This is a genomic window from Pseudomonas sp. HY13-MNA-CIBAN-0226, assembly GCF_040310305.1.
Classification (GTDB): Bacteria; Pseudomonadota; Gammaproteobacteria; order Pseudomonadales; family Pseudomonadaceae; genus Aquipseudomonas; species Aquipseudomonas gregormendelii.
Window position 1 is genome coordinate 19,641 of the sequence record NZ_JBEOPS010000032.1, and the last position, 16,700, is coordinate 36,340.

Below are 16,700 nucleotides of genomic sequence, written 5' to 3' on the forward strand. Positions count from 1 at the left end.
GGCGTTTCATGCGTCTTTTTCGTCGTCGATCTGCTCTTCGTCGTCGCTGACATCGTCTGTTTTCTCTTCGGTGATTGGCGGCTGACTTGGTGATCCGGCGGCCGCGACGCGACGGGGGTCGCAATCCAGGACCAGGCCGTATTTGTCGATCATTTCGTTGGCTTTTTTGATCTGCTCGGCATGCCGCTTGGGGTCTGTGATCCCGAGCTCGCGCAGAGCATCAGGCCAAGTGGTCAGGCCGTTGCGCACGCGGGTGATGACGTTTTCCGTTTCTGATTTCGGATCAACCATGTCTCGGCGCGGGGGCACCCAGTAGGCCTTTACGTCATCCGTGACACCGCCTGGAAGCAGGACCTGCGCCTCCATAAACCAGCGCCAAACCTGATCACAAAGCTGGGGGATCAGCATTCGCCACTGCCACACATCGACACGGCGGGCAAAGTTGAGCCAACCCATGCGACCGCTGGAAAAGTTGACACCCTTGAGGTCTCCAGTGAGCAGCTCATAAGGAACGCCGAGACCCACAGCGATTGCGTGAAGCGCCTGCAGTGAATACGGGGCGTACCCATTAAATGTCGGCGGGGTGCCAAAACTTACCTCCTCCCCCATCGACAGCTCCTGAAGCATTCCAGGCTCCATGCGGTCAATCAGCGGCGGGCGTTTCGTGACACCCTGAGGGCTGTTGTCTGGATCCTTGGTTATGAATCCAGCAAAGCAGGCGGCGATCTTTGCCTGCTCCATCACGGCATCTTCCATTTCGTCGAAGCTGCGCATCCGCTGAATAACCGGTGCCAGCCAGGTGTAGCCTCGGGCCTGCCCCGGCCTCTTCCGGAAAAACACATGGATCACGTCTTCAGCGGGAACGCGGCGAGATTGGAGTGAACCCCATGCAACGTTTGCCCCTGGGTGTTCATCGAACAACCAATAGGCGACACGCTTTCCAAGTGCGTCGAACTCGATGCCTTGAATAATCCGGTTAAGCCCAACGATGGCGGCCTTTGACTCGTCGAGGAAATCGGCCTCAATCACCTGAAGCTGGACCGGAACCGGCAGGCCGTCGGAACTGAACCGGCGCCGACGGCGTATCAGGCACTCACCACTCTCGGCAACTGCCTCCATGATCATGTGCTGCAGGCCGTAGAAATCCTCCAAACCATCAGCATCGCAGGAAGTTGTCTCTGCCCATGCCTGCCAAAGGTCCATCAACTTCACGCCGTCTCGATCGCGTTTGGCCAACGGGAGCGGAACGATCCCCGCGCCGACAACGTTGTCGGCGATGCCTGTGATGGCGCGTTCTGCAAAAGGGTTGTTACGGCGCTGATCCCGCGCTCGGTTACGAAGCTTGGCCAGCGCCGGCGCATTCTCGGTATTGGCATCAGTGCCGCTGGTACGCCATCCGTCATTTCTTCGGCCGCCAGCCGCGCCTTCGAAGCGGCGCTTGATCACGTCCATGGTCATTTCAGTGCGAAGCTTTTTAAGGCGTGCGTCTGATCGCTTGGCGGCGTACCCAGGGAACAGGCTGTCGAGCATGCTCATGGGCAATATCCTTTGGAGAACGAGGTGTAACGGCGGCCGCCATCGTTGTGCGCGTCCAACCCCAAACAATTGGCCATCAGCTTTAGAATCCGGATCATCTCGTCGAGTGACCGGTAGGTGACGCTTTTATCGGCGTAGCGGACGGACAGCGCGCCTTCGGCGATGGCCGCCTGCAAGGCCTGGTACTGCTCGATTGTGAAAGCCATAAGTCTCACTACCAGAATGTGGATTTCTTCCGCGGTCGATCTTCTGCGTCGGGTTCATTACCGCCTGGCACCGCAGCAACCAGCAGATCTAGATCAAGCCCGAAACGCTGCTGGCAGATGCGAAGTGCGGCGAGCGCGTACACGAAGCAATCGAGCGCCTCGTTTCGGCGACCGCCGCTGTCCCAGCGCATCACGCGCTTACCTTTGGAGATGGCTGCTTTTTTCTTCTCGGAGGTGAGTTGCTTTACCTCCGACTCGTCGCAGATCACGTCGTTTGCTGGTAGATGAACTACCCCGGGCTGAGACACACCCGACTGAGAGGCAGCCGTATCGACAGGCAAGCCCATGCGGCTGTAGAGCAACTCTTTGGCGTTGTCGGTACCGACCTCGGTCAGGAAGACCTTGTGAACCTTGTTCTTTGTGCGCGGGAAGTTCGCGATAGGCTTGCCGTAGATGGTCGCACCACGGATTGGCACGACCCAGTGCACGCCATGCTTGCGGCTTTCGGCGTAGACCTCGTCGGCATAGTGACCGCCGGCGTCCCACGTCCAGCGCTCAACCTTCATGACGGTGCCATCCACGCGAGTGAATTGCCGGTGCAGCTCAAGCCCCACCTTTCGGCGAAGCTCCTCGCTGGCAGGGTCGCCCATCAGAATGAACCGATGCACCAACCACGCTTCCTCGCCTGGACCGAACGCCCAGACACGGCCCTCGAAACGGTCGTCTTGAGTATCGATGCCACCGACAAGGACCAAACCAAGGGCCGGGACCTGGGGGTAAACTTCGCGGCGACCGTACAGAACTTCCGAGTCAAGCTTCTCGCCCTGGTCGTCGTCCCACGTTTCGCCGCGGGTGGTGTTGATGAAGGTGATCAGCTTCGAGACGTCGCCTTTCACCTTCAACCATTCTTCGGCCAGGCTGAGCCATGTACTCCAGGTACTGTAAATCGCCCAGATGCTGAAGCTGACAGAGCGCGGGGTGCGGATGATTTCGCCATCAACACCAAACCAGTCCATACCGTCACGGGTCCAGATGCCCGTGTGCTCGCAGACCCAGCGGCCGGTCTTGGACGACTCGACCATCTCGTTGTGCCAAATGACGCAGGCGGCGTGCTCACACACGTACCAAGCCTTTTCAGCCTCCCCGAGCGCATTCTTTTCCCACTTCAGACCGAACTCGCAGTCCTTGCCGCCCCACTTGAGCGTTTGCTCCTGTCGGCAGTGCGGGCAATCGATATGAAACTTGAGTAAGTAAGGTGACTCCTCAACGGCCTTCGTGATCTGGCAGGAGCCGACACGCTTCGGCGTTGAACCACGGATCGACTTCGGATAAATCGCGCCGTTGAGTCGCTTGTCACCCAGGGTGATCGGAGCGCCCTCGCCTTCGACGCTTTCGTCAAAGTTCGAGAGCTCGTCGTAAATCACCTCGTCGGCAGATTTCTCACGGTAGTTCCGCGAAGCCTTGCCGCCTCGGATCCAGAGCGTCCGACGGTTCGCGAATATCTTTTGATCGAGTGTGTTGTCGCTGTGCTTCCGGCCGAACCACGGAGCGAGGTCTCCCAGCACCGGCACGTCACGGATCATCCCGTTGACGTGGCTTTTGCTGATGTCCTCGGCATCCGGATCAGTCGGGCTCCACATCATCACGTTGCGGCGCTTGTGCTGAATCTTGTAGCCGATGTTCGCCATCAACAGCTTGGTGTAACCGATCCGCGCCGACTTGATGAAGTTGACGACGTTGATCAGGTCATTGCCCATGCTGTTCAGGATCGCAACCTGAAACGGCTCGGTCGTCCACTTGCCCTCGTTGTAAGAGGACTCAGCGGACATGTAGAAATTTGCATCCGCCCATTCGACGGCAGTCTGCGGTGGTTCTTTGTAGAGCGCCTGGAGTCCTAGCTTGATCGACTTGCGCAGATCATTCAGCCATGGACTCAACGTACTCATCTAATAATTCCGGAAGTTGCTCACCAAAGCTGGCGGCAATATTTCGAGCAAGCGCGATCTCCCGCTCCACCGACTCGATGATTCGAGGGTCAACCTCTGGGTGACGCCGAGTGACGGTCTTGCCAACAGTGTCCAGTTTCGAGCCGATCTGTGCGGCGATTTTGGCGAGGGCATATGTGGCGAACGGTACCGGCACCAGCTGCTTGTCGAGGACCAGGTTCTTCTTCTCCTGGGCGATCCGCTGGGCTGCTGTCAGACCGCGACGCTCTTCGAGCAGCTTGTACTCGATCATCGGATCCACACCTTCGGTTCCCTCACCCGCCGGTTGGTGTTTCCGTTGCGCGTGTTCAACGCGGTTTTCGACTACGTTCTGCACGGTATAAAACGCCTCGCGACCAATACGTGCGACAGGCGCAACTCCCCATTTGTCAAAGGCTTGCGGGGAAATCCCCAGGCTCGAAGCCATCTCGGATTTGTTCAACCACCCGCGCTGTTTGGTTGTTTCGTTTTTGGCCATGATTAAACAACAACCAACCTTGGGAAAAAGGTCATACATATTTGATGGGCGGGGCCCGAATTACCCGCAAGGGGTGTGGGTCCCCGGAAGGACCCAAAGGGGGGGTACCCCTACCCTTGCTGGTCAGCGCCGGGCTGTCGACAGTGCCTGATCCATCGCGCTGGCGAATTCCTTCGCTCTGTTCGCCTTCACGATGTTGTCCGCGATCTTGTAGAACGGAATGATCACTCGATACCCAGGCTCGCCGTCACTGAAGATGAAGACAGGTCGAACAGCATCACCAAAGCCTGTCTTCTTCCTCTCCCATATGCCTTGGGTCCCATCGACATCACCCGCGAAATACTTCTGTGCGTTGCCCTTGCGCTTACTGCGTTTGCTGCCACTGGCGTTTGCCTGCACACCACTCACCCTCTCGGCTGCACCCAAGCCCGACAGGATCTTCATGATCGTGCCGCGCGGGACGTTGCCGAACTGATTGAGCGCTGATGCTGCCGGGATTGCGTACTGTCCAGACTTCATGATGCCGCGAGCGATAAGCGCCTTTTCGAAGCGTTTGTGTGGGCGGCGACCACCTTTGACTGGCTGCTGCAGGTACGTGTCAGCGGGAACACCTGAAGTCCACGCATCCTTGAAGAAGGTGCGTGCCTCGGGGTTACCCTTCTTCGCGACCTTCACATACAGGCTGTTCATCGTCGTTGCGGTTGGCCTATCAAGCCGAGCCCGCATGACTGACAATTCGCCCTTCTTCACGAGCATCGCCAATCGAGTGGCCATCAACGCCATCGCGAAAGGAAGCTGCTTGCTGTCCAACTCTCGAAATGCTTTCGAAAGCTGCTGAACATTAGGGCGAGCATCGATTCTGACCACAAATGACCTCTGCTAATCAGCTTTTGCGGTGGTCTGTAGAGTGTGGCTTGTCGCATCCCATGCAGTGCTCGCAGTTGAGCGTGCGGCATAGCCAAGCCTTCACCCTCAACCACCAAGTGACCATGAAGACGTGCCGAACACCGGCAAGAGCCAGCGAGACATGCAGCGTCAAACCGGCCGTGGTCGGCCCAAAGAAGATGTTCTGGCTTCGTGTCATCACCACGTAGCCACTGATGGCGATCGCAGCGTATATGAGCTTTCCGAGGATCCCGTCTTTCACTTTACCGCTCAGCACGCACCAGGTTGCCCAAAGCGCTATAAGGCCGCAGGCGATGGAGTTGATCAGTTCGTAACTCATGGTGGATTACCTCCGCCGAACCGCTGGCGGATGATCGCCCAGAGGTCAGCGGCCTTAATGGCGCGATTGATTGCCGCCAGGAGGGAGCCGCCGAAAGTGCCAAGCAGAAAACCGATGCCGGCGACGATGCTCGGCTCAGTAACGCCGAGGTATGCGCTGACCATGCCTGTCAGGTACAGAGAGCAAGCCACTCCAGTGACCAAGAAGATTGCCCAGGCTCGCCAATCAGTGAGGTCTTCTTTATGCCACCAGCTGGCGACAATGGCACCAATCAAGCCAGCGATAAGCCATTCAGCTTTGTCGAACAGGCGATGCAAAAGATCCATGCGCTCGACTCCGACTCTGCATGACTGTATTTGAATCAGCTCCAGCAGCACTCCCAGCTCGGAGCAATGGGTGTGGTGGAGCCGAAAAACGAAAAAGCCCCGGCAAATGCCGAGGCTCGAAGAACTGTAGAAAGCAAAAAGCCCAACTCAGGGTCGGGCTTTGCTCGCGGAAAAACCGCAAAGTAACTGAAATCTATATACCCGCCCCGGTCCTGTCAAGCAGCCTCTCGACGAATATCCAAAGCCCCATCGATCCATGCGATCCCGGCCTTCCAAAGCTGCCTGGTCTTCTCTTCACCGAATCCCAACTTTTTGCCTACGTCGACCAGGGCCTTGTCCCGCGCGGTGTAGTACTTCATCAGCACGTTTCCGCATTCTGGGTATCGTTTCAATAAACGACCCATCAGGCCGTCAATCATCAGCGCATCGTCATCGGTGATCATCGGGGTGTGCAGTGTGTTCTCGCGGGATGCGCAGCAGGACACTCCCGATCCCAACACGACCCAGCGACCCCAGTGCTCCAGCAAGTCTTCCGATGTGCGCTCGGTGAAACTCTTTGTTCTGGCCATTGATCAATCCCCTTTGTACGACGAGCCACCAGGGCCCCGACGGTTAATTTCTTGGTACTGCGCAACAACCCCATCTTCAGTCGAGGCCATTTTCGAAATATGCCGCTCACTGCGAAACAGCATCCCGAGTTGAACCACCAGGTCTTCTATAGGCAATGGCTCCAGCGACTCAGCGTGCACCAGGCCGGACGCATGGCAGCCGATGCAATCGAGTTGGTGGAATACGCCTTTGATCAACCCTTTTCCGGCACACGACGGGCAGTCAGTCAGCGGGATCAGGCAGCGCACAAAGGCGGGTCCATGCTGCTTTTTCATCATTTTTAAACCTCGCCTATGGTTTGTCGTTGAATTGGCTAGAGGCCGCGCAATCCGTGGCCTGCGCGGGAATGCGTGAAACTTCGCATAATGGCTCTGCAATGGTGTGGATTGCGCTGAACCCACGCCCGTCTAACCACTCGTGCCACTTCTCCAGCGCCTCGCGTTTGCCCGCCTCAACCCACGTGTGGATGTACGCCTGTACGTTGTGGCCCATCGCGTGGTTCAGCAGCAGCTCGCCAATGAGGAAGTCCACGCCCAGATCTACCCACCCAGTCCGGGCCACCTTGCGCAGGTCATGGCTCGTCCACTCTCCCTGGGCTAGCCGAGTGAACACAGCGCACGCTTGGCTATCGGTCAGCGGCTTGCCACCCCGTGAAGGGAACAAATACTTGCCCTGGTAGCCCGTGGCCGCCTGTGCAGCGTGGTAACGCTTCAGCAAGGCGCAAACCTGCTCAGTGAGCGGGAGGGTTAGTTGGCAGCGAGTCTTCGTGTGCTCTGCTGGGATATGCCACTGACGTTCCTCGAAGCTGAAGTCAGACCACTCAGCCATACGCGTTTCACCAGCACGGGAGCCGTGGCACAACATCATCAAAGCCAGCATTGCGTCTGCCGGGGCTGAGTTAAACTTGTCGGCCAGGCCGGTCAGCACTTCTTCAACCTGAACGTCCCGCAGGCGTGCAGCCTTGGGCTTTATTTTGGTTTTGGAGAAGTCGCTGAAGCGGATTGCGTTCATGGGGTTGGATTCGATCAAACCGAGGCGCGCAGCCTGGCGGAATGCCAACACCAACAAGCGAAAGATCAGGCGCAAGTACTCGAGCGACAACGCGGCCTGCAAGGGCCACATCAGGCGCTGATCGATCTCAGATTTGTTCACTCCGGCCAACAGCAGGTCGCCGAGTCGCGGTCGCAGGTGCTTGCTCATCACCGATCGCGCAGTGGTCTTGCGCTTGGCGGACAGATTGCGATCACGGCCCATCCTGTCGTCGAACCATGCCAGCAGCTCACCAACGGTCGACCAGGTGCCAATCGCTGTGCCTGCTTCTGGGTCAGTGACCAGGCGCGCACGCACCGAAGGCAATGCCGCTAGCATTTGCTTGGTGTTCAGATCTGGATAATTCGCGATCTTGTTCCAAGTGCTGCCCACGACCAGATACCAAGACCCTTTGGTGCGGTCCAGCTTGTAGCGAAACCGAAAGGCGGGCTGGCGAGCGTCCCGCAGATCACGCACCTCAGTGACGGCATGCCGGCGGATCTCCGCATCGGAAAGAGTGACGGATAGGGTCTTCGGCTGAGTCATGCGGCCACCACAGTAGGAGCAAGTCGCAGGTAGGCGCGGATCTGCTCCATCGCATCGAAATGCCCACGGCAGACCACGGCGAGATAGCCCTGCTCGTTCAACTTGCGGATCCATTTGTGCTGACTATCCGACACGGTGGCGGCATTGGGCGGTGTCGCCTTGAATTCGATGTACAGGCCGAAGTACCCGCCTCGAGCCATGATCAACACCAAGTCGGGAACACCGGCGGCGACACCCTGATCTTTCAGATCGGCCGCCACCTTCTTCAGGCGGTGCCCGCCGTTCGGGACGTGGTAGATCAATTCAGCCACTAAGGGCATGCGGATTCGCAGTTCTGTGATGAGAGCGGCCTGCTCAAGGCCTTCACGGTCGATGCGCTTGGCGCGTATCGGTTTCGGCGCGAAGGGCTTCATCGACGGTCACCCCGCGCCTTCCGGTGCCGGCGGTCAATCAATCCGCACAGCTCACGGAGCACCCAGCACACAACGATCATCACTAAGAGCAAAGCCATTGGGTCGATCATGCTGCCCCCTTCACGGTGAGTATTGTGGCCCGGATCAAGGCCTCGTGTGTTTCGGCGATCGCGCGGGGCATGTCCTGCCAATCCACATCGCCAGCGCCACGGCCGTCAATCACGTCGTGGCAGGCACTGCAGGCGTAAACCGCGACAGTGTCGAAGCCCTTCATGCCCATGCCCTTCTGTCCGCACGGCAGGTGTGCGAGCACAGTGGTTTCCGGGTTGTGGTTGCAGGCACCAGGCAGGCGCACGGTGCAGTCCTGGCCGTTGGCCGAAGCGCGGAGTTTCTTAGAGGTCACCTTCATTCCGACGCCCTCGCCTGCTCCAGTTCGATCAGCAGCTCAAGGAAGTGCTTCGCTTTCTCCAGGTCAGCGATACCGCCCTTGTCACGCCACCGCGTCACGTACTTGATGACGCTGCCTTCGGCGAACGGAATGCCATTCGCGTGGATGTACTCAATCGGCTGAATCTTCAGCGATTTGTAGTGGCCGCCAGCGACCTGGGTATTCAATGCACTCATGCGGTTGCTCCGGCGCGGCGAGCGCGTAGTTCGGCCAAGGCCCTATTACCGATATCAGGGGTTCGTTGAACTGGTGGAGATGGCAACTCGGCGACCGGTACAGGGCCGAGCTGTTCGCCCATCCAGACCTTGCGGACCTGTTCCAGGTACCGCTTCTCGAAGCTGATCAGACCAAGCTCGCGGCTGAGTAATGGCAAGCTGTTGAAACCGGCGGCGGCCGTGGCGTGGTAGACAGCAGGGTGAAACCACTTCGCTACGCCATGCATGGTTGGGTGACAGTTGCGCAATGCCTGCTTGTAGGCGGCTTCAACGCTCGGCAGTGGCGGCTTCAACATCTCAGGGCTTGGCGTGCAGCCCTGAATGAACTTGCCCACGCTCGGGATGAAGTCGGAAGGCTCGGCGCGGCACCGGATCAGGCCGATATCGATCTGCTCTTGCGTGCAAATGCCGTTCTCGATGAACGCCTGAAGCCAAGTGGCTTTGGATTCCATGTAGGACTTCTTATCGGGCCATGCCTGGCGCCATGCGGTGCGGATCGATCGCAATTGGCGGAACAGATGGTTGATCACCTTGCCCGTCTCGCGCTCTTGATCGTGCTGGGCCCGGACCGTTATGTCGGTATCAGCTTCGATGAAATCACCAGCGTGAACCTTGTTCATGGCCTGAGCCGTTACTGCGGAAACCGTTTTCATTTCCTGCCCTCCATCATCCATTCGGTGCCTTCGTCGTCGAACTCGTCTGAGCCTGCTGCAGTACCGGCGCCAGCCGATTTGACGCGGTCACGTTTGATCCATTTGGCCAAGCGGAAGCACCAGCCGGCAGCGGTGTCGACCGTTGAGGACTTGGCGACGAAGAAGCCCTTGAATCCAGCGAGCAGTTCGTCAGTGATCGAGTCAGTCGGGAGTCCGGCGATCTTGAGCTGGGTGGTCATGTACATCTGGGGGAAGTCCCACTCGGCGAACATGGCGAAGCGTTGGCGGTAATCCAGTTCCTCGATGGCCGCTTGATCCTGCTCGGCAATCACGTCCGAAATCTCGCGCTGCTGCTGCTCTTCGGTTCCTTGATGGTTAAGTGATGGATTGGGTGCAGCCGCTGCACCCCGTTCCGTTCCAGGCTGCACCCCGTTCTGTTGTGAGTTGCACCCCGTTGCGTCATCTGCACCCCGTTCCGTTCCAGGCTGCACCCCGTTCTGTTGTGAGTTGCACCCCGTTGCGTCATCTGCACCCCGCGATAGTTGGAGGTCGTAAACGACTGGGCGGCGGTCATGGCGATCGATATGAACGGCGGCAATGGCCTGATTGCCCTTCTGGATCAAGCCGGACTTCTCCAAATCATCCAGCTTGTAACGGACAGTGCGCTCGGACAGACCAGTGTCTTGGGCCAGGGTCGAAGCAGACGGGAAAGCCCCGGCACCGTTTGCGCCGGCGTAGTTGGCCAGGCACAGCAACACATGACGCGCGCTCGAGTCTTTGAGGGCTTGGGTGGGCAGAGAGAGCGCCCATGACATTGCTTGGACGCTCACAGCGTGATTCCTTGAAGTTGTTCAGCGAGCGTGACAATGCCCGAACGGGTCACCATCACTTGCTCGACTACCTTGATGTCCTGCCCTTCCCCGCCCCCAACTTTGACCAGCTTGTGCTTGAGCCAACCGGTATTGAGCCGTGGCTGATACGCAACCCAACTCGAACGGGTGGTACGTCGATGGATCCAGCGGTTTTGGCTCAACCAGTCGAAAAGGTGGGTCGGTCGAATGCCCAGGAGTTGGGCGGCAGTAGTAATGCAGACATCGCCCTGAGTTTTGGCCAGGCGATGTAGCGCCTCAACCTTCGGTGCCTGCTTGGCGATGACCTGCTGAAGTAGCAGATTTTGCTCAGCCTGGTCGGCAGCAAGACGAAGCGCTTCGGCAAAGTTAGTGGGAATTTCCAGCTGACCAACGACTCTGGACTCAAGCTCCTGCCAGCGATCAATGATCCGGGCGCGCAGCTCCACGCTGTAGCCCGAAACAACCACGAGCGTATCTCGCTGAGAAAGCAGGAACTCTCGGTAGACCTGACCGTTCTGCGGATGAACATAGGGGGTGTCGTTTGAGGAAACGACACCCTTGGCAACCAGAGCACGGATAGTCTTCAAAACGTTGTCGTGCGTGCTGCCGGTAAGTTGGGCAATCTCGCGTGACGACATGGTGTGACGTGACACGTTTTGCGATTGACCTAAGAGTGTCGTGACATGGCGTGTATTGCCGGGCTGGGTTTGGTTGTGCATAATCGCCCCTCAAGTGTTTGTGTTGTGAAGAAGCCGGTCTAGCCACCGGCTTTTTTGTGCCTGTCATTTGGGCACTGGATGAATCAACAGCTAATCCGGTGTTCTGCTCTTTCGGTTTCACGAGTTGCAGAATGTTTCTCATGGTTGGTCGGTCAAGCCGCGCCACGAAGTACCTTGTGTGCAAGCTCCACGAGGTCGGGGCGTAACCCGGCGATGGTGATCTCGCCGCCGGAGGCGTCTTGAAGACGCTCGGCAAGCTCGGCAGATGCTTTTCGATGACCGCCTGCTAGCTGCCAAAGATGTCCGACGGTGGTCTTCGCAACTCCGGCAACCAACTGGCGCCGGTCGGGTGTTGCGTTCGCGAGCCAATCGCGCAAGTGGTCATTCATAAGGGCTCTCCTAAACGTAGGAGAAATTTAGCTTAGGGCTAATATCAGAGCAAGGAATATTTAGCTGTGGGCACATTTAGCATTGAGCTAAAGAATGGCATTCTTGTTCGCATGGATATCTATGCGATTCGCAAGCGGCAACTGATCACGTTGATCGGCGACCAGAAAAAAGGGGCCTGTGCTGAGCGCTGGGGGATGGCGCCTGCGCATCTGAGCCAAATCCTTTCTGATAAAACCGCCAAGAATTTGGGCGACGACGTCGCGCGCCGAATTGAAGTAGTTGAGAAATTGCCGCGGGGATGGTTTGACTCTTTACCGACCGTAGATGGGCCGGTGACTGCTGAATCAAAGCAATTAATAATGGCGCCCTCAGCAGAAGCTGCTTCATCGGCCGCCGATCAAGTGAAACAAATGCTTTCCAAAGTGAAGGGGCTTACGACCGAGGCCCGGGACCGCATCGTTGCCGCTGCAGAAGAGCCGGATGATGGGGCGTCCAATGAGCTTTCGGTGAACATGGCCAGCCTGCGCCCTACCAACGAAGAAATTGTCATCCCTCAGTACGACATTCGCGCGGCCATGGGTCACGGTCAGGTTCCGCCTGATTACACGGAAGTCGTCCGAAACCTAGTAGTACGCGAAGAAATCTTGCGCGAGAAGGGCATCACTTACACGTCAAAAACATCCTTGGGGATGATCAACGGATGGGGCCAGAGCATGGAAGGCACCATCAACGATAAGGACTTGGTGATAGTTGATAAGGGGATCAGGGATTTCGTTGGAGATGGGATCTACGTCTTGACTTGGCACAACGAGCTTTACATCAAGCGGATCATGCGCCTCGACGAAGAACATTACCGGCTGATTTCTGACAATCCGCATTACGAAAACCAAACAGCCCGAATCGATGATGTGACCATTCACGCGAAAGTGCTGCTGATCTGGAACGCCAGGAAAGCCTGAGCGCTATGAAAGACAAAAGCCCGCAAAATATGCGGGCTTTTTTTTGCAAGTCAGAAAGGCGCCGCCTCTTCAACCGCGTCGAATTCTTCATGGGCTTCTACTCGCTGATCCTCATCCGCAGGCGCCTCCCACCGAAGGGTGACTGAATCGTCTTCGTCGTTGAAGGTCATCTCGATTCCATCCACTTCGGCCAGCGCGCCAATAACTTCGTCCCACTCCCGGCTCCCGTCGGTGTCGAGCCGATGGATCGTCGCCCACTTGCGATCCTGAGCTATTGGGTGATTGACCATGTTCGCAACCCTAAGGGTTAGGCGCTCTACCCCCGACATCGACTTCATCTCTTGCGGCTTTTTCTTCTGCGGGTTTGCCATCAGCTGCTCCTTGATAACTGGATGTACGTACAGTATTTCTGGATATTAGCTTGATGCTAATGCCGACGTAAAGACTGGTAGGGATTTTCTTAACAATCTTCCGTCCAATCATTTAATTTTACTCAGCGCTAAATTATTTAGCTTGGAGCTATTGACTCATGTTTAGCTCACGGCTAAATTTATATCAGCGCTGGATAACAACCGGCCAGATGGAAGGCAGCGATGAACCGGCCTCAACGGTTCAGAGGGTTGGCAACTGACCCGGGTGCGCAGCGTAAAGCACCGCAAACAGTTATCCGGCGGACTGAGTCGCGGTCGGAGCAACAACTTGAATGAGCCCGTACCGCGCCAGCAGCGCCGAAGGGACACGGAAATTTTCACTGATGCACCTGGTTAGCCGGGTGCATTGGGAAAACAACCGGGAGTCAACGCGATGGAAACAGAAATCGTAAATGGCGTATGGAAAGGCCACCTCGGTCGAGGCCTTGCTCCGCGAGAGCTTCAGTTCCTTCTCTGGGTGGCCCTTGGGTTCACCGCCAAAGAGATTGCACGGGAGGCAGGCATATCGCCGGCTACCGTCGCGAAACGCCTCACAAACGCAATGTTCAAGCTCGGTGTCACCCGCCGGGCAGCGCTGGTGGCTGAAGCAATGCGCAGACAGATCATCTCCCCTGCCTGCTTCGTCCTGGCCGCGCTGATGGCCATGAACGCCGTAGCCAACGTCCAGTCAGTCGAACCAGCCCGCCGTGATCGTCGGCCACCGTCAGTTCGGATAGCCCACGTTCGCATCACCCGCCGCTCCGAAACGCTTGAAGCCGCGTAACGCAACCAGCAAGGAAAAATCATGATCGAGCTCGGACAGAAAGCCGAAGACAAGGTCACCGAGTTCTACGGAACCATTGTCGCGCGAGCCACCTACCTCACTGGCTGCGATCGCTACTTGCTGCAACCACCAACGTCTAACGGCCGGAACGAGCTGCTTCAGCCTGAGTGGTTCGATGAAGGGCGGATACGGATTCTGAATGACCGCGCTCGCCACAGCTCGTAGCGACTGGACAGCATCACTTCTGCCCATTCACTGAGTGGGCAGCGGGATGCGGACGAAACCCCGACTTACACCGGCCACCTGCATCAGCTGAGATAGAGCTCAGCGTGGTGAGCGTTAGAAGACTTAATGCACACCATCATCACCATTACACGGAGAGCACAACCATGAAGTAAACGACCGATCCACCTGTGTGGCGCAGTAAGCCTGAAGGCTGCGCCCAATACCCTGACAGGCAGCGGCATCTGGGCCGTCGGTGTTACCGCGCACCGGCCGAGCAATCGGTAGGCCACCCCAAGTTCAAGGTTACCGCTGATGATTCAAACCCAGGCCGTCGCCAGTAGCGGGCCTGGGAGGCTCTCACGTAGGGAGGTCTTCGTGAGTAGCAAACGAAAAAGCCCGGGTGATCTCGGGCTTTTTTTCGCCTGCCTTTATCCGTCAGCACTCTCCCCTGCGCCCAACGGCAACCAGCAGGAAGGCCGAGTGCTGACGAATACACGCAACCCCATCGAGGTAATCGCCATGCATCCAGCAATACAACAGCGAGTCGACGGGGTCGCTGCCCTGCACCTTCGCTCAAGCATCGCCACCGCCGCGTTCTACGCCATGATCGGCCAGGAGCTGCCCGTGCAGAAGATTCGCTACCAGGTCGTCACCAAGGGCAACGGATACCGCATCGTCGAGCTAGCCACCGACAAGGTCGTGGGATTCCGCTGGACTTGGAAGACCGCCGTCAACTTTGCACAACAGATGGAAGCACGTGCCGACGGCATCAAGCTCTCGCTGGCAGGTGAGCGGAAATGATCGGCGTTCCAATGCCCCACCCGCGAGACTCAATCATCGACGACCTGAACCATAAGCTGGACCAGTTCTTTGGCGCCGGCCGGTTGGTTCAGGAAGTAGCCTCAGGCGTCAGCGGCGAGAAGCTTGGCGGCTTCGGTACCACTCACAGCAACAAGCTGCGTGCAGAGCGGGACAAGGTCGCGCCAAGGCTGAAGGAGCTGGCCGAGGCCGGCACGCCGGTCGCCAAGGCAGCGAGAGACTGCGGGATGGAAGCAAAACGCGCCCGCCTTATCGCTCGAGAAAACGGCTTCAAGTTCACTTCATGAAGCGCATCAACAACCAAGTGCGCCAGCGCCTACGCCAATCCCAATTCAATCTTCCACCCAGCGGCCTGCAGGCCAACCCGGAGCAAAAGCCATGTCCACACCAACCGATACCGCCGAGTTCCTCGAAGAGCTGAATGGCGGCGCATCCGCCATTTCTTTTTGCGCCTTAGTAGCTTTGCGAAAACTGTACGCCGTATATAACGTCGTTATTAGGACCACAGCGATCGTTGCAAGTGAACTTCCGACGACTGTCCAAACGGCAGTCCAGTCTGTTCCAGTATCCAACTCAATTTTAGGGGTATTCGGAAAAGGTTGTTGATTAGGCCCTTTCCATAGGGTTCTACATTTCAATTCTTCCAACGGAAAATACCGTTGTTTTACCCTCACAGCTTCAGAAGCCCGATGTAGACTGCTCGGCTACGTAAGCCAGGAAGGGGCAGCAGTATGTTGGGCATTGGAGCTATTGCAGTCGTGTTGTGTTTGCGGTTCTTCGAGGTCATCGGCACCTATGCTGCCGGAGGGCTCATAGCGGCGATAATTGCAATTGGGGTGCTTCGCTCAGCGGCAAGCTACGAGCCGAAGCAGGAAGGCGATCAATCCCTGGAAAATGATGAAGGGATTGCTGTTCGTGCCCATCTTAAATTGGCATATCGAGACGCCGACGGTGTTTTATCAGACCGGGAGGTCATGGTTAGCCGATACGTATCTGACGGGGATGGGTATATCGTCGCTTTCTGTAGATTGAGAAAAGACAGTAGAACCTTCCGATTGGACCGCATTATAGAAGCCGTAGATCTTGAAACTGGGGAGGTTTTACCGGTAAGCCGAATGAGGTCATGGCTTAGGAAGCGTAGAGCTTGACGCCTCATATAGAGTTTCTTTCGGATTAAGTTGTTGACACCCAGCCTCTGGCAGGATACCTTTTTTCGGTCGCTGCCAATTCAGCGACACGGGATTGGTCTCCCGGTATGCGAGGCGGGTACAACCGCCGCTTTTAGCGGTTTTTTTGTGCCCGCAGCATGGCTGCACCCATTATGGGCGGGCCGTGTGTGGGAGCCTTAGGGCTCGCCGGCCCTCGTACCGGTAGACCAACCCGCACGGTTCCGCCCACCCGATTGGTCTCGGGCGCGGTAAGCAACTCTACGAGGGCTTCGTCATGCAAACAGCTAAAATCATTCCGTTTCACTTCGATACCCAGCAAGTCCGTACCGTTCTGATTGATGATCAGCCATGGTTCGTGGCCGCCGACGTGGCAAGTGCCCTTCGGTATCTCTCCGCGAAGGATATGACCCGCAATTTGGATGACGACGAGAAGGGTGGGCAGATTGTGCCCACCCCTGGCGGTGATCAGGAAATGACGGTAATCAGTGAGTCAGGCTTGTACTCCGCAATCCTCCGTAGCCGCAAAACCGAAGCCAAGCGCTTCAAAAAGTGGGTTACCGCTGAAGTCCTTCCAGCCATCCGCAAGCAAGGCCGGTACGAAGACACTGACAACCGCATGGCGACCCTCGTAGGTCAAACAATCGGCACTGACGGCTTCCACATGCTCGGCGCTGTAGTGAAGGGCAAGGTGTCGAGCCTGCCCGC

At 57.3% G+C, this 16,700-nt stretch carries 26 protein-coding genes; 8 read left to right on the forward strand and 18 right to left on the reverse strand.

The annotated features are described in order from the left end of the window. Positions 1-6 precede the first annotated feature (6 nt). The 17 genes from AAEZ05_RS26625 to AAEZ05_RS26705 form a co-directional block, all read right to left on the reverse strand. Entirely contained in the window at positions 7-1,536 is a 1,530-nt protein-coding gene (locus tag AAEZ05_RS26625; protein WP_350649563.1) for a phage portal protein, read from the reverse strand. Next, on the reverse strand, positions 1,533-1,742 hold the full coding sequence (locus AAEZ05_RS26630) for a phage head-tail joining protein (RefSeq protein WP_350649565.1): 210 nt from the start codon (positions 1,740-1,742) through the stop codon (positions 1,533-1,535). The genes AAEZ05_RS26625 and AAEZ05_RS26630 overlap by 4 nt, the downstream gene beginning before the upstream one ends. An 8-nt stretch (positions 1,743-1,750) precedes the next feature. Further along, positions 1,751-3,688 (reverse strand): phage terminase large subunit family protein, encoded by a 1,938-nt coding sequence (locus AAEZ05_RS26635; RefSeq protein ID WP_350649567.1) that lies wholly within the window; start codon positions 3,686-3,688, stop codon positions 1,751-1,753. Beyond that, positions 3,660-4,205 (reverse strand): terminase small subunit, encoded by a 546-nt coding sequence (locus AAEZ05_RS26640; protein ID WP_350649569.1) that lies wholly within the window; start codon positions 4,203-4,205, stop codon positions 3,660-3,662. The genes AAEZ05_RS26635 and AAEZ05_RS26640 overlap by 29 nt, the downstream gene beginning before the upstream one ends. A 123-nt stretch (positions 4,206-4,328) precedes the next feature. Further along, positions 4,329-5,072, reverse strand: coding sequence for a hypothetical protein (locus tag AAEZ05_RS26645; protein ID WP_350649571.1), 744 nt, complete (start codon positions 5,070-5,072; stop codon positions 4,329-4,331). Positions 5,073-5,088: 16 nt separating this feature from the next. Beyond that, positions 5,089-5,430, reverse strand: a complete 342-nt coding sequence (locus AAEZ05_RS26650; protein ID WP_350649573.1) for a hypothetical protein — start codon at positions 5,428-5,430, stop codon at positions 5,089-5,091. After that, positions 5,427-5,756 (reverse strand): MFS transporter, encoded by a 330-nt coding sequence (locus AAEZ05_RS26655; RefSeq protein WP_128613719.1) that lies wholly within the window; start codon positions 5,754-5,756, stop codon positions 5,427-5,429. Before AAEZ05_RS26655 ends, AAEZ05_RS26650 begins: the two co-directional genes overlap by 4 nt. Positions 5,757-5,971: 215 nt before the next feature. After that, positions 5,972-6,325 (reverse strand): antiterminator Q family protein, encoded by a 354-nt coding sequence (locus AAEZ05_RS26660; protein ID WP_150704043.1) that lies wholly within the window; start codon positions 6,323-6,325, stop codon positions 5,972-5,974. Between the two features lie 3 nt (positions 6,326-6,328). Next, on the reverse strand, positions 6,329-6,643 hold the full coding sequence (locus AAEZ05_RS26665; RefSeq protein WP_350649575.1) for a hypothetical protein: 315 nt from the start codon (positions 6,641-6,643) through the stop codon (positions 6,329-6,331). Positions 6,644-6,656: 13 nt separating this feature from the next. Beyond that, positions 6,657-7,940 (reverse strand): tyrosine-type recombinase/integrase, encoded by a 1,284-nt coding sequence (locus AAEZ05_RS26670; protein WP_350649577.1) that lies wholly within the window; start codon positions 7,938-7,940, stop codon positions 6,657-6,659. Continuing rightward, entirely contained in the window at positions 7,937-8,353 is a 417-nt protein-coding gene (locus tag AAEZ05_RS26675; RefSeq protein WP_350649579.1) for a VRR-NUC domain-containing protein, read from the reverse strand. Before AAEZ05_RS26675 ends, AAEZ05_RS26670 begins: the two co-directional genes overlap by 4 nt. A gap of 106 nt (positions 8,354-8,459) precedes the next feature. Further along, positions 8,460-8,762, reverse strand: coding sequence for a nuclease domain-containing protein (locus AAEZ05_RS26680; RefSeq protein WP_350649581.1), 303 nt, complete (start codon positions 8,760-8,762; stop codon positions 8,460-8,462). After that, entirely contained in the window at positions 8,759-8,977 is a 219-nt protein-coding gene (locus tag AAEZ05_RS26685; protein ID WP_350649583.1) for a DUF3310 domain-containing protein, read from the reverse strand. Before AAEZ05_RS26685 ends, AAEZ05_RS26680 begins: the two co-directional genes overlap by 4 nt. Continuing rightward, positions 8,974-9,669 carry a replication protein P gene (locus AAEZ05_RS26690; RefSeq protein ID WP_350649586.1) on the reverse strand — a complete coding sequence of 232 codons (696 nt, stop codon included), beginning with the start codon at positions 9,667-9,669 and terminating at the stop codon, positions 8,974-8,976. The genes AAEZ05_RS26685 and AAEZ05_RS26690 overlap by 4 nt, the downstream gene beginning before the upstream one ends. Continuing rightward, positions 9,666-10,484: a helix-turn-helix domain-containing protein gene (locus AAEZ05_RS26695; protein ID WP_350649606.1), complete on the reverse strand. Its 819-nt coding sequence runs from the start codon at positions 10,482-10,484 to the stop codon at positions 9,666-9,668. The genes AAEZ05_RS26690 and AAEZ05_RS26695 overlap by 4 nt, the downstream gene beginning before the upstream one ends. A gap of 11 nt (positions 10,485-10,495) precedes the next feature. Then, the gene (locus AAEZ05_RS26700) at positions 10,496-11,239 is read right to left on the reverse strand and encodes a Rha family transcriptional regulator (RefSeq protein ID WP_350649588.1); all 744 of its coding nucleotides are present in this window, start codon (positions 11,237-11,239) and stop codon (positions 10,496-10,498) included. Positions 11,240-11,391: 152 nt separating this feature from the next. Continuing rightward, positions 11,392-11,628: a hypothetical protein gene (locus tag AAEZ05_RS26705; RefSeq protein ID WP_350649590.1), complete on the reverse strand. Its 237-nt coding sequence runs from the start codon at positions 11,626-11,628 to the stop codon at positions 11,392-11,394. A 111-nt stretch (positions 11,629-11,739) separates the two neighbouring features. Here AAEZ05_RS26705 and AAEZ05_RS26710 point away from each other — a divergent pair, with 111 nt between their 5' ends. Beyond that, complete coding sequence (locus tag AAEZ05_RS26710) at positions 11,740-12,588, forward strand: S24 family peptidase (protein ID WP_350649608.1); 849 nt, start codon at positions 11,740-11,742, stop codon at positions 12,586-12,588. A 50-nt stretch (positions 12,589-12,638) separates the two neighbouring features. Here AAEZ05_RS26710 and AAEZ05_RS26715 read toward each other — a convergent pair whose 3' ends face one another. Then, a complete protein-coding gene (locus tag AAEZ05_RS26715; RefSeq protein ID WP_350649592.1) occupies positions 12,639-12,959 on the reverse strand; it encodes a DUF1654 domain-containing protein in 321 nt (106 codons plus the stop codon). 433 nt (positions 12,960-13,392) lie between these two features. Here AAEZ05_RS26715 and AAEZ05_RS26720 point away from each other — a divergent pair, with 433 nt between their 5' ends. From AAEZ05_RS26720 to AAEZ05_RS26750, 7 genes are all read left to right on the forward strand, one after another. Next, the gene (locus tag AAEZ05_RS26720) at positions 13,393-13,782 is read left to right on the forward strand and encodes a response regulator transcription factor (protein WP_350649594.1); all 390 of its coding nucleotides are present in this window, start codon (positions 13,393-13,395) and stop codon (positions 13,780-13,782) included. A gap of 21 nt (positions 13,783-13,803) precedes the next feature. After that, positions 13,804-14,007, forward strand: coding sequence for a hypothetical protein (locus AAEZ05_RS26725; protein ID WP_350649596.1), 204 nt, complete (start codon positions 13,804-13,806; stop codon positions 14,005-14,007). A 375-nt stretch (positions 14,008-14,382) separates the two neighbouring features. Continuing rightward, positions 14,383-14,808, forward strand: coding sequence for a hypothetical protein (locus AAEZ05_RS26730; RefSeq protein ID WP_350649598.1), 426 nt, complete (start codon positions 14,383-14,385; stop codon positions 14,806-14,808). Continuing rightward, positions 14,805-15,113 carry a hypothetical protein gene (locus tag AAEZ05_RS26735; RefSeq protein ID WP_350649600.1) on the forward strand — a complete coding sequence of 103 codons (309 nt, stop codon included), beginning with the start codon at positions 14,805-14,807 and terminating at the stop codon, positions 15,111-15,113. The genes AAEZ05_RS26730 and AAEZ05_RS26735 overlap by 4 nt, the downstream gene beginning before the upstream one ends. Before the next feature lie 91 nt (positions 15,114-15,204). Next, entirely contained in the window at positions 15,205-15,432 is a 228-nt protein-coding gene (locus AAEZ05_RS26740; RefSeq protein ID WP_350649602.1) for a hypothetical protein, read from the forward strand. A 125-nt stretch (positions 15,433-15,557) separates the two neighbouring features. Next, entirely contained in the window at positions 15,558-15,974 is a 417-nt protein-coding gene (locus tag AAEZ05_RS26745; protein ID WP_350649604.1) for a WYL domain-containing protein, read from the forward strand. 295 nt (positions 15,975-16,269) lie between these two features. Beyond that, a partial coding sequence (locus tag AAEZ05_RS26750; RefSeq protein ID WP_350649605.1) for a BRO-N domain-containing protein occupies positions 16,270-16,700 on the forward strand: 431 nt, incomplete at its 3' end.